At 74.6% G+C, this 13,191-nt stretch carries 4 protein-coding genes; 2 read left to right on the top strand and 2 right to left on the bottom strand.

The features are described 5' to 3' along the window. The first annotated feature begins 109 nt into the window (after positions 1 to 109). Entirely contained in the window at positions 110 to 10,522 is a 10,413-nt protein-coding gene (locus AB0I88_RS15640) for an amino acid adenylation domain-containing protein (protein WP_361023722.1), read from the top strand. Here AB0I88_RS15640 and AB0I88_RS15635 read toward each other — a convergent pair. Next, a complete protein-coding gene (locus tag AB0I88_RS15635) occupies positions 10,457 to 11,179 on the bottom strand; it encodes a GntR family transcriptional regulator (RefSeq protein WP_361023719.1) in 723 nt (240 codons plus the stop codon). The two genes, AB0I88_RS15640 and AB0I88_RS15635, sit on opposite strands and share 66 nt — an antisense overlap. A 70-nt stretch (positions 11,180 to 11,249) precedes the next feature. Here AB0I88_RS15635 and deoC point away from each other — a divergent pair, with 70 nt between their 5' ends. Next, positions 11,250 to 11,945 carry a deoxyribose-phosphate aldolase gene (deoC, locus tag AB0I88_RS15630; RefSeq protein ID WP_361023716.1) on the top strand — a complete coding sequence of 232 codons (696 nt, stop codon included), beginning with the start codon at positions 11,250 to 11,252 and terminating at the stop codon, positions 11,943 to 11,945. Positions 11,946 to 12,209: 264 nt separating this feature from the next. Here deoC and AB0I88_RS15625 read toward each other — a convergent pair whose 3' ends face one another. Continuing rightward, positions 12,210 to 12,962, bottom strand: coding sequence for a sulfite exporter TauE/SafE family protein (locus AB0I88_RS15625; RefSeq protein ID WP_361023713.1), 753 nt, complete (start codon positions 12,960 to 12,962; stop codon positions 12,210 to 12,212). Positions 12,963 to 13,191: the final 229 nt, after the last annotated feature.

Raw genomic sequence — 13,191 nt, 5'->3', positions numbered from 1 at the left:
GCCGCCCGCGCCGTCCGCCCGATCCGGACCGGACCGGCCGCCCGCGCCGGCCGGAGCGGCCGGTCCTTCGGCCCTGTCCCGGTCGGCGGCGCCGCGGACCCGGCCGGAGATGGAGGCGCTCGTCCGGACGGTCTGGGCCGGGGTGCTGCGGGTTCCGGCGGAGACGATCCGGCCGGACGACCGTTTCCTGGCGATCGGTGGCTCCTCGCTGGCGGCCATGGAGGTGCTGGCCGGCCTGGAGGACGCCCTCGCCCGCCCGCTCGATCCGGCGACGTTGCGGGACTGCGCCACGGTGCCGGCGCTCGCCGACCGCCTGCTGCGCGGTGAGACCGTCGCCGGTCCCGGGATCGTGGATCGGGCGGCGCGAGAGGGGACCGTCGGCGCCGGTGAGCCGACGGCGGCGACGAGCGGACCCGGGCGGCTCGCGGTGATCGGGATGGCCTGCCGGTTCCCGGAGGCGGACACGCCCGGTGGGTTCTGGGCGAACCTGATCGGCGGGCGGGACAGCGTCGGCCCGGTCGACCGTTGGACGGGCGGCGGGCACGGTGCGTTCCTCGACGATCCGGCGCTGTTCGACGCCGAGTTCTTCGGGATCGGCGCGGACGAGGCCCGCCTGCTCGATCCGCACGCCCGGATCTTCCTGGAACTGGCGCACGAGGCGCTCGAACGGGCCGGATACGCCGGGCCGCGCCGCCGGGGCCGCCGGATCGGAGTGTTCGCGGCCGTCGGCGAGAGCGGCTATCCCGAGCTGATGACCGGCGCCGGCGGTCCGCACGCGCTCACCGGCACGCTGCGGAACCTGATCGCCGCCCGCGTCTCCCACCTGCTCGACCTGCGGGGTCCCGCCCTCGCCGTCGACACCGCCTGCTCCTCGGCGCTGGTCGCGCTGCACCTGGCCCGCCTCAGCCTGGCCGCGGGGGACTGCGACGTCGCGGTGGTCGGCGGCGTCAACCTGAACCTGACCGCCACCGGAGAATCCCTTCTCGGGGACGCGCAGGCCCTGTCGCCGACCGGCCGGTGCCGGGCGTTCGCGGCGGGCGCCGACGGGTTCGTGCCGGGCGAGGGCGGAGCCGCGCTGGTGCTGACCCGTCTCGCCGACGCCGGGGACGACCGTGTCCTTGCCGTCGTGTGCGGAACCGCGGTCAACAACGACGGCCGTTCGCTGAGCCTGATGGCCCCGAACCCGCTGCTCCAGCGGGAGGTGATCGCCGACGCCTACCGGGACGGCGGCGTCGATCCGGCGGACGTCACCTACGTGGAGGCGCACGGCACCGGCACCCCGGTGGGCGACCCGATCGAGGCGCGTTCGCTCGCCCACGCCTTCCCGCCCCGCGGCGACGGCCGCCCCCGCCTGGTCGGCTCGGTCAAGACCAACATCGGACACCTGCTCAACGTGGCCAGCCTGCCCGCCCTGGTGAAGGTGATCCTCGCTCTCCAGCACCGGGAGATCCCGCCGTCACTGCACCACGATCGCCCGTCCCCACGCTTCGACCTGGCCGCCGCCGGTTTCGAGGTGCCGACGACCCGCCGGCCCTGGACCGGCCCGCTGGTGGCCGGCGTCAACGGTTTCGGCTTCGGCGGCACGAACGCCCACGTCATCCTCACCGCCGCCCACCGCAACGAGCCCTCCGGCGGGGAGCCGGCGCGGCGCGACGGCGCCGGCCCGTATCTGCTCACCCTGTCGGCTCGGTCCGCGGCCGGGCTGCGGGCGGCGGCCGCCGATCTGGCCGCCCACCTACGGGCGCATCCCACGCTCTCCCCGCGGGACGTCTGCGCCACGGTCGCCGCCGCACGGGACGACGGACCGTACCGGTTCGCACTGGTGACCGGAAATGATCTCTCAGAGCGACTGGCCGTGGTGGAGCCCGGCCCGCCGCTGGGCCGGCCCGCCCGGGTGGCGTTCCTCTTCGGCGGCCAGGGCACGCAGCGACCCGGCCAGGGCGCGGACCTCTACGCGACCGCGCCGGTCTTCCGCGCCGTCCTCGACGAGGTGTCCGCCGCGGCCGGCCAGGTCGCCGGGCGCACGCTGACCGCCTGGTGCACCGGCCGCGACGTGACCGCCGCCGAGCTGGCCCGCACCGAAGTCACGCAGCCGCTGGTCGTCGCGTTCGCGGTGGCGCAGGCCGCGCAACTGGCCGCCTACGGGATCCGGCCGGACGCGGTCGCCGGGCACAGCGTCGGCGAGTTCGCGGCCGCCGTCTCCGCGGGTCAGCTCACCGCGGTCGAGGCGGTCGTCCTGGCCGCCGAACGCGGCCGCCTCACCGCCGAACTCGCGCAGCCCGGCGCGATGATCGCCGTGGCGGCCGCGGTCACCGACCTCGAACCGCTCCCGTCCGGGGTGGCCGTCGCCGCCGAGAACGCCACAAACCGGACCGTCCTGGCCGGCACGCACGAGGCGATCGACCGGCTGGAGGCCGAACTCGCCGCCCGCGGGACGGCCACGCGACGGCTGGCGGTCTCCCACGCCTTCCACTCCCCATCGATGGAACCGGTCGCCGCCGCGCTGGCCGCCCACGCCCCGAACGCCCGCCAGTCGCGGATTCCCCTGCTCAGCACGGTGACGGGAGAGTGGGGCGCGGCCTTCGACGCCGACTATCTGACCGCCCACGCGGTGCGCCCGGTGCGTTTCGCCGCAGCGGCGGCCGGGCTGCGCGCGGCCGGCTACGACACCATGGTCGAGCTGGGCGCATCGGTCACTCTCTCTCCTCTGGTACGCGCAACCGCCGCCACAACCGCAACCCCCACCCGAACCGCCGCCGCCCCGGAAGCCGCCGTCCCCCAGGCAGCGACCGCCCCCGAAGCGGCCGCAGCGAGAGCCGCCGCCCCCGAAGTGGCCGCCGTTCCCCGGGTAGCGACCGTCCCCGAAGTGGCCGCCGTTCCCCGGGTAGCGACCGTCCCCGAAGTGGCCGCCGTTCCCCGGGTAGCGACCGTCCCCGAAGTGGCCGCCGTCCCCCGGGCGGCGACCGCCCCTGAAGCGGCCGTCGGTCCCGGAGCCGCCGCCCCCGAAGTGGCCGCCGTCCCCCAGGCGGCGACCGTCTCAGAAGCCGCCGCCGGTCCCGGAGCCGTCGCCCCCGCGGAGACCGCCACCGGACGCGGGGAAGCCGCTGATCCAGCGGTGGTGGGGGGAGAGGCCGACGCGGGACGGGGGACCGTCGTGATCCGGGCCGGTCTGGACGCGGCCGGGCTGTTGCGGACGGCGGCCGAGTTGTGGCTGCGCGGGGCCGTTCTCGACCGCGCCCGCCTCGACGCCGGCGCCCGTCGTGTCGACGACCTGCCCACCTATCCTTTCCAGCGCCGCCGTCACTGGGTCACCGACCCGCTGCCGCCGGTGCTGTCGACCCCCGCGTGGATCGTGGCTCCGACGGAGCGCCACGATTCGGCCGAGCCGGCCGCCGGCTCGCCGGGACGGCAGACGGAACACTTCGAAGGTTCGCGGGCGCGAGCCGGCGGCAGCGAGGTCACCGTGGTCGCCGCTGACGGTGGAGCGGTGGCAGGCGCGCTACCGGCGATCACCGCTGTGCCGGGCGACGGCTGTCTACTTCTGATCACTCAGGACCTCTATCCGGCCGGGGCGGAGCGGCCCGACCCCGCACACGCGGTGTGGGCCGGGCTGGCGATGGCCTTCGCGGACGAGAACCCCAGGGCCGGCGTACGGATCGTGGACCTCTGCTCGAACGACCCGGCGGAGCGGCGGCGGGCCGCCGTCGAGTGGGAGAAGGGCGTGCCGCCGGCCGCCGGTCCCGCGGAGATCGTCGCCTGGCGGGGTGGGCGGCGGCTGGTTCGGACGTTCGTTCCGGCGCCGGCGGGGGAGCCGGGGGTTCCGCCGCCGGACGGCAGCTATCTGCTGGTCGGCGGGGGCGGGGCGGTCGGCGCGGAGATCGCCCGGCATCTGGCCCGGCGTGGACGGCCGCGGCTGCTGCTGGTGGGCCGGTCCGCGGCGCCGGCCGCGCTTCTCGGCGAGTTGCGTGAGCTGGGGGCGATCGTCGAGTACCGGGTGGCGGACCTGACCGTTCCCGCCGATGTGGCCGGGCTGGTCGCCGGGCGGGGGTTCGACGTCGTGGTGCAGGCCGCCGGAGTGGTGCGACCGGGCAGCCTGCGGGCGAAGACACCCGGCGAGGTGGCGTCCGGGATGGCCGCCAAGGTGGACGGCACACGGCTGCTGCTGGACGCCCTCGGCGACCGGAGACCGCTGGTGGTGGCGCTGTCCTCGGTCTCGTCGGTCGTTCCCGGCCTGGCCGGGGCCCTCGGTGACTATGTCGCGGGCAACGTCTACCTGGATGCTCTCGCCGCCGCCGAGACAGCGGCCGGACGGCGCTTCGTGTCGGTGAACCTCCCACTGATCGCCGGCGGTGGCCTGGCCGCGGCTCACGGGCCGGGCGGTGGCGGCGGGCTGCCGATCGAGCAGGTCCCGGACGCCCTCTGGGCGGCGGTCGCGGTCGGCGCGGCCCAGGTGCTGATCACCCCGGCGGAGGGCAGAGCGCCCCGGCGGTCCGGTTTGGGCCCGATGGGCGGCCCGCACCGGCGGTTCGGCTTCGGGCCGGTGGCTGGACCGGGGGACGAGGGCGGCGCGTACCGGCGGTCCGGTTTGGGGCCGGGGGATGAGGGTGGCGCGTACCGGCGGTCCGGCTTGGGACCGGGGGATGAGGGTGGCGCGTACCGGCGGGTCGGCTCGGGGACGGTGGGCGGGTCGGGCGGCCCGGGGCGGGAGGAACTCGTCGCCGTGGTCCGGGAGCTTCTGGCCGGGCCGTTGGGGCGGGCGCCGGAGACGATCGGGACGGATGAGGCGTTCCTGGCTCTCGGGCTGGACTCGCTCACCGCCGTCGACCTGGTCAAGGAACTGGAGCGGCGGCTCGGGCGAACGCTGTCGACGACGCTGTTCTTCGAGAACCGGACCATCGACGAGCTGGTGGCGCGGCTTGCGGCGGCTGTGGAGTTCCCGTTCAGTCCGGTGCAGCGGGCGTTCGTCACCACCGGGCGGCTTTATCCGGACGTGCCGGCCTACGCCTATGTGCGGCAGACGCTGCGGGGCCCGGTCGACGTGGAGCGGCTCGGATCGGCCTTCGCTGAGCTGGAACGCCGGCATCCGATGTTGCGGGTGCGGTTCGGGGCGGACGGGCAGCGGTTCGCGTCGCCCGGCGCCGGGCGGCCCGCCTGGTTCACGGTCGTCCGGCTGCCCGGGGACGGGAGCGCGGCGGGGCTGGAACGGCTGGACGCCGAGGTGCGGAATCGGCCGTTCGACCTGGTGCGGGAAGCGCCCGTTCGGGCGGTGCTCGCGGTGGAGGACGCCGGCCGGGCGCATCTGATCCTGGTGGTGCACCACGCGGCCGCGGACGGGTACAGCCTCGCGGTTCTCGGGGACGAACTGTGGGCGCTGTACTCCGGGACAGCGCCGGAGGCCGCCCCGGAAGCCACCTTCGCCGATCACGAGGCTCGGCGGGGCGCGGTGGTGGAAGCCGACCTCGATCACTGGCGGGCGGCGCTCGCCGGATGTCCACGGCTCGCCCTGCCGTTCGACGGGGATCCGGATGGCGAGCCACGCGGCGCGTACGGCGTACAGCAGAAGGTTTTGGAAGAGGCACTCAGCCGGCGGCTGACCGCGCGGGCCCGGGAAGCCGGGGTGTCGGAATTTCACCTGTTGCTTGCTGGATATGTCCGGTGTCTGGCTCGGTGGAGCGGGCAGTCGGTGATTCCGGTGTCGGTGGCGCGGGCCGGGCGGGCGGCGCGGCTGGCCGGAGTGGAGCGGATGGTGGGGCCGTTCGCGGACACGCTGCCGGTCCTCGCCGAGGTGCGGGCCGGCGAACCGGCGGTGGAGCTCGCGGCCCGGTTGCGGGACCACTGGCTCGAAGCCGAACGGCACGGGTCGGTCTCCACCGTGGACCTGGCGCGGATGCTGGCGGCCGACGGGGCCGGTCCGCGGACGGCCGGTCCGGCGAGTTTCAGCTTCGCGCGGTTCCCCGGCGCGGGGCACACCGGGGCGGAGGTGCTCGGCATGAGGGCCGGCACCGCGTCGGCGGCCACCCGGCTCGGGCTGGTCTGTTTCGAGTCCGCGGGCGCGCTGCATTTCTCCTGGAACTATCCGGAGGCGCTGTTCGACGCCGCCACCGTGGAACGGCTGGCGACCGAACACCTGGCGGAGATCGCGGCGCTGCTCGAAGAGGCCGGCGGTGACGGCCGGGAACCCGAAGGCCACGGCGGCCGGAGGCCGGAACAGGCGTCCGTTGGTGACGGCCGGGAGCCCGAAGGCCACGGCGGGCGGATGTCGGGCATGGCCCCCGACGGTGGGATGCTCGTGAACCACGGCGGCCGGATGCCGGAGCGTGGCGGCCCTGGGACGCGCGGGATCGTGGCACGGATCCGGGCGCAGTGTGCCCGCACCCCCGAGGGGGTCGCCGTGCTCAGCGACGGCGTGCCGCTCACCTACCGGGAACTGGACCGCGCGTCGGACCGGCTGGCCGGGCGGCTCGCGGAGACCGGGGCGCGACGGATCGGCCTGCTCACCGGGCCGGGCGCGGACACCGTGATCGGGCTGGTCGCCATCCTGAAGGCGGGCGCCGCCTGGGTGCCGCTGGACGGATCGCATCCGCCGGCCCGGCTGACGGATCAACTGACCCGGGCCGGCGCGGACGTCGTGGTCCGCGGTCCGGGCAGCCGGGACCTGTCCGGGTTCACGCTGGTGGACGTCGCCGAGGGTGGCGCCGGCACGGGACGGGACGTCGATCCGGGCGACATCGCGTACATCATCTTCACCTCGGGGTCGACCGGCCGCCCGAAGGGCGTGCCCGTCACCCACCGCTCGATGATCAACTACCTGGACTGGTCGATCGCGGCGTTCGGCTACCGGGAGGGGGACCGGCTCGCCCAGACCGCGTCGATCTGCTTCGACGCCTCGGTACGCCAGCTGCTGGCCCCGCTGCTGGTCGGGGCGACCGTGGTGGCCTGGGACCGCGACACGGTACGCGACCCGGAACTCCTCCTGGAACGGCTGGCCAGGGACCGGGTGACGGTGTGGAGCTCGGTTCCGACGCTGTGGGAGCGACTGCTGGCCGCCGCCGAGAACAGCACCGCCGAGCCCCGGCTGCGCTGGGTGCACGTGGGCGGGGAGGAGCTGTCGCCGGCGCACGTACGCCGCTGGTTCGACCGGTTCGGGCCGCACCAGCGCATCACCAACCTGTACGGGCCGACCGAGACGACGATCAACGCCACCTGGCATCTGATCACCGAGCCCCCGGCCGTCGACGCCACCCACCTGCCGATCGGGCGGCCGATCGGCGGGGCGGTCGTCGAGGTGATCGGGGCGGACGGCCGGCCGTGCCCGGACGGTGTCCCCGGCGAGCTGCACATCGGCGGGGCGGGGCTGGCCGACGGCTATCTCGACGACCCGGAGCAGACGGCCGCGGTGTTCGTCGAGCGCGACGGGCGGCGCTGGTACCGCAGCGGCGACCGGGTGACGCGCGACGCCGACGGGCTGCTGTGGTTCCGTGGGCGCCTCGACGACCAGGTGAAACTGCACGGCTACCGGATCGAGCCGGGCGAGGTGGAGGCGGTGCTGCGGGCGCACCCGGCCGTGGACCGGGCCGCGGTCCGGGTCGAGGGCGGCCGTCTGGTGGCGTGGGTGCGGTCGACGGTGTCCGGGGAGGAGCTGCGGTCCCATCTGAGTGGGCTGTTGCCGGCGTACCTCGTACCGTCCCGGATCGAACTCCTGGCCGATCTGCCGCTCACCGCGACCGGCAAGATCGACCGGGCGCTGTTGGCGCGGACCGTGAGCTCGCCGCCGGTCACCGGCACCGAACGGCTGCTCGCGTCCCTGTGGGAGAGACAGCTCGGCGTGACCCCGGTCGGCCGGGACGACGACTTCTTCGCCCTCGGCGGCGACTCGATCGGCGTCCTCGAACTCTTCGCGAGCCTGGCGGAACACCGGGCCACACTGCCGCGACCCACGGTCGTTTTCCGATGTCGTACGCTCGCCGCGCTCGCCGCGGCCTTGGACGAGATCGACCCCGAGCCCGCCGCGGACTCCGTCGCCGGAGGCGTGTCCGTGCCGTGCGCCGTGCCGACCGCGGATTCCGTCGCCGCAGGCGTGTCCGTGCCGTGCGCCGGGCCCGCCGCGGACTCCGTCGCCGGGCGTGGGGACTTTCCGGTCAGCCTCACCCAGCGCGGCTTCCTGCTGGCCGAGGCGGTCGGCACGCCGTCGACCTGGCTGGCCGCGCCCCGCCTGCACGGCCCCCTGGACCGTGACCGTTTCCAGCAGGCCGTGGACGTGCTGGTGGACCGGCATCCGATGCTGCGAACGGTGTTCCCGCGCGACGCCCGCCCGCCGGTGCAGCGGGAGCTCCCGTCGGTGCGGCTGGCCGTCGGCTACGAGCCGGCGCCGCGGCCACTCGTCGAGGAGCTGGCGGCGGAGCGGGCGCACCGTTTCGATCCGGCGGTGTGGCCGCTCGTGCGATTGCGGCTGCTCCGGTACGGCCCGCGGGAGCACGTCCTGTTGGTCCACGCGCACCACCTGGCCGGCGACGGGTACAGCACCGCCCTGCTGATGCGGGAGCTGCCGGCCGTCTACGACGGGGATACCCTGGCGCCGGTACGGGCGACGTTCCGTGACTATGTCGCCCACCTGGAGGGTGTGCCGCTGGAGACCGTGCCGGACGACGGTGGGCCGGTCCGCGCCGGGGGAGAGATCGTCACGGCCGGGCTCACGGTCGACGCGGCCCGCCTGCGGGAACGTGCCGCGGCGGCCGGAACCACCCCGGTGGCGCCGGTGCTCGCCGCCTACCACCGGGCGCTGTCCCGGGCCACCGGCCGCCCGGATCCACTGATCGGTGTCGCGGTGACCGGTCGTGATCATGCGCTGCCGGATGTGGGGCGGATCTTCGGGCCGTGTGCCACCGCGGTCGCGGTTCAGCCGGGCGCGGACGCGGGGCCGGGTGAGGTGGCGGCCGCCGTCGATGACGCCCGGGCGCGGATGTTCACGGCGCCGCAGGGATGGCGGCACTTCTTCACCTACCTGGACTTCGGGACGCTCGGCGCGGCCGAGGGCCGGAGTCTGCGGCTGTCGTGGGACCCCGAGACGGAACTCTCCCTGCCACCCGGGACGGACGTCCTGCTGGCGGCACGCCCGACCGGGGACGGCACGCTGCGCCTGACCATCCGCTCACGGCTCGGCGAACGCTGGACCGCCGACCTGACCGCGCACCTCGCCGCCGCTCTCGATCAATCGGCCGCCGAGAGCGGTGCCGTTCTCGAACGAGCGGCCGCCGAGAGCGGTGCCGTTCTCCGACGATCGCCCGCCGAAAGCGGTGCCGACCTCGGGCGATCGCCCGCCGAAAGCGGTGCCGCCCTCGACCAATCGCCTGCCGAAAGCGGTGCGGGTCTCGAACGGTCGCCCGTCGTCTTCGGTGGAGCAACGTCCGAGAGCTCCGCAAGGGTGGACATGGACGCCGCCCTGGTCGGTTATCTGCCCGCCCCGGCGCACCTGGCGGCCCTGGCCACCGGCCTGCCCGGCGAGATCCGGCGGCTCCTGCCGGTCATGGACCGGGAGACGCTCCGGGAGACCCTCTTCCCCGGCCGCCGTCCTCGCCTGCTGGAGACCGTCGACACCCCGCTCGGCAGATCCGGTTTCGTCGCCGTGCCGAGGTTCGCCGACGAGCTCACCCGGCCCGGACTCGCCGAGGAGGCCGCGGCCGCAGCCGACCTGGCCGCCGCGCACGGTGCGCGTACCGTCTCGCTGGCCGGAATGATTCCGGCGCACACCGGTTACGGTGGGGCGCTCAGGCCGTACCTCCGCACGTCGGTCGGGGTGACCACCGGCCATGCGGTGACCGCGGCCTCGGTCGTGCGGACCACCGTGGCCGCGGTGGCCGCCCGCGGCCGGAAGTTGCGGGACGAGACCGTGGCGATTCTCGGCGCCGGCTCCATCGGCACGGCCTCGCTGCGCCTGCTGCTGACTGATAAAGATCATCACCCGGAGCGGCTGATCCTCTGCGATCTGCCGTCCGCCGCGGGCCGTCTCGCCGAGCTGGCCGCCACCCTGGACGTGCCCACCTCGATCGTGCTGAGCCCGGAGGGCGTCTATCCGGCGGGCGTCATCGTGGCCGCGACCAGCGGCGGCCCCACCACCCTGGACGTGGACCGGCTGCGCCCGGGCACGATCCTGGTCGACGACTCGTTCCCGCACTGTTTCGACACCGGCCGGGCGCTGGCCCGGATGCGGGAACGCGGCGACGTGCTGATCGTCGGCGGCGGGCTGCTCGACTGCGGGCAGGTCAGGCAGACGGTGGCGGCCGGGCTGCCGGCGGTGGCCGTCCAGCTGCCCGGTGCGATCGCGTCCTGCCGGCTGGAGTCGCTGCTGCACGCGGCGCGGCCGGAGTTGCCGCTGGTGACCGGCCCGGTCACGGCCGAGCCGGCGGCCGCCTACGATCGGGCGCTGGACGCCGCCGGGGTGCGGGCGGCGCCGCTGCACCTACTGGATCAGCGGCTCGACCCCGAAGGCGACGTCGAGGCGGTAACGGTCCCCCGCGTACCGTGACTCGCTCAGCTCCAGCGGCCGTTCGCGCTGGTCGAGGATGAGCCGTTCCTCGACCAGCAGGGCCGACCCGACCGGTACGCCGAGCTCGCGCGCGTCCTCCTCGGTGGCCGACTGCGCCCCGATCGTCGCCGTGCCCCGGACCGGGGTGTGACCGAGTTTGACCAGCACCTCGTGGACCGACAGCGACAGGTCGGCGTCGAGCAGCCCGGGGATGGTGCCCGGGTAGATGGCCCGTTCGTAGGCGATCGGCTCGTCGTCGGCGAACCGGACGCGGTGTATCGCGTACACGTCGCCCTTGCGCAGTCGCAGGCGTGTCGCCTCCAGCGCGGTGGGCGCCCGCAGTTCGGCGACCACCACCTTGGCCCAGGGGCGTCTGCCCTGCTTGCGGATCTCCTCGCTGAGCCGGATGAGATGGTCGGCGCGGCGGGGGCCGCTGGGTACCGCGACGAACGTGCCGCGTCCCGGGGCACGGTAGACGAGACCGTCGTTGACCAGCTGGGTGACCGCGGCGCGGGCGGTCATCCGGCTGACGCCGTGCTCGCGGGCCAGCTCGGGCTCGGACGGCAGCGGGTCGTGCGGCCGGGACTTGGCGATGAGCGCGCGCAGCGACTGCTCGATGCGGAAGTAGCGCGGCGCGAAATCGGGATCCCCGGACATGCCGCTCACCTTACCGATCCGCCAAACCTGTCTAGACAGCTACCTGTATAGACAGGTAGTCTTCGGTGTCATGGATTTCACCGTGCCGCAGATCGCCAAGATGATCGACCACTCCATCCTCCGTCCCGAGTTCACCCTCGAGGACGTGCGCGAAGGCTGCGCCATCGCCAAGAAGTACGACGTCGCCTCGGTCTGCGTCCGGCCCTGTGACGTGTCCGTCGCCGTCGACCTGCTGCGCGGCACCAAGGTCGCGGTCGGCACGGTGATCGGCTTCCCGCACGGCAGCACCGCCACCGAGATCAAGATCGCTGAGACCGAGCTGGCCGTGCACCAGGGCGCGTCCGAGATCGACATGGTCCTCAACATCGGCTGGCTGCGCTCCGGCGACATCGCCGCCGTCGAGCACGAGATCGGCCTCGTCGTGAAAGCCGCCGGCGCCGCCCACGTCAAAGTCATCCTCGAGACGGCGTACCTCACCGACGAGGAGAAACTGGCCGCCTGCTGGGCGTCCGAGCGTGCCGGCGCGGCCTTCGTCAAGACCTCCACCGGCTTCGCGCCCACCGGCGCCACCATCGACGACCTCGCGCTGATGCGCTCCGCCGTGTCCGCGAAGGTGCAGGTCAAAGCGTCCGGCGGCGTCCGCACCCTGGACGCGATGATCGCGATGGCCGGCGTCGGCGTGACCCGCTTCGGCACGTCCTCGACGGCCGAGATCCTCGAAGACCTGGCCCGTCGCCAGGTCTCGGTCCCGGGCGGCCGGGCCTGACCTCTCCCGGTACGAGGTGAGCGTTCCCGACCTCATCTCCGTACTACCGGGTGGTGACCGTCCCACCCGGGCCGCCTCCGCCGACGACCGGCCCCCCGCCGTCGGCGCCGAGGCGACCGACCGGCTGTCCACGGCTCACCGCCGTGGACAGCCGGCCGGACCGGCCCGACCGCCGGGAGTGGGTCCGGCTCAGCCGGTTTGACCGGCTGACCGGCCCGGGAGTGGGTCCGGCTTGACCGGCCGACCGGCGGGAGCGGGCCGGGCTCAGCCGGCGTCGTGCCAGAGATAGGCGGCCAGCCCCAGAGCGGCCAGGGCGATCACGACGCGCAGCGGCCGTTCCGGGGTCCGGCGGACCAGCGCCGGGCCGATCCAGCTGCCGACCAGGCAGCCGGCGCCGAGCAGCAGGGCGGCGGTCCAGTTCACCGGGGCGATCACGGCGTACAGGATGGCGGCGGCCGCGTTCGAGGCGCACAGCACGACGCTTTTCACGGCGTTGCTGACGGGGAGCGGCTCGACCGCGGACATCGACAGGACGGCCAGCAGGAGTACGCCCGCGGCCGCACCGAAGTAACCGCCGTAGACGCCGATCAGGAACACCGCGAAGCCCAGCGGCAGCCGGGTAGACACCGTGCCCGGCCGGGTGTACCAGCCGCGCAGCCGATCGCGCAGCAGCAGCACCAGCGCGGCCAGCGCGATCAGCACCGGCACGATCCGCTCGAACACGCTCGACGTGGTGCTCATCAGCAGGATCGCCCCGGCCGTGCCGCCCAGCAGCGCGTAGCCGCTCTGCCGCAGGATCCGTGGCCCCTGCCCGCGCAGCTCCATCCGTGAACCGGCGGCCGAGCCCGCCCCACTGGCGAGCAGCCCCACCGTGTTGGTCACGTTGGCGGCGATCGGCGGAAGACCCACCGCCAGCAGCGTCGGATAGCTGATGAGCGAGGCCAGGCCGGCCATCGACCCGGTCAGCCCGGACCCGACACCCCCGGCCAGAAGCAGAGCCGCATGATCGAGTCGCACGACCAAGCTTATCGGCGGGTCAGCCGCTCACCGTGCGCGACGAGGTCGTGCTCGTCACCACCCCCGGGCCGCCGGGCGGCGTACCACCGGAACTACCACGACGGCCGGACTGGCTGGGGGCTGCCTCAACTCAGTCGGTCCCGGCGCCGAGGACGAGTGGGCGGTCAAGTGGGCGCGGGCGTACGTCGAGTTCGCCGCCGGGGAGAAACGGTCCTGGCTGTCCGGGATG

The sequence above is a fragment of the Actinoplanes sp. NPDC049802 genome (assembly GCF_040656595.1).
In the GTDB taxonomy this organism is placed as follows: Bacteria; Actinomycetota; Actinomycetes; order Mycobacteriales; family Micromonosporaceae; genus Actinoplanes.
Note: the sequence above shows the minus strand (reverse complement) of the source record. Positions and strands in the feature narration are given on the sequence as shown.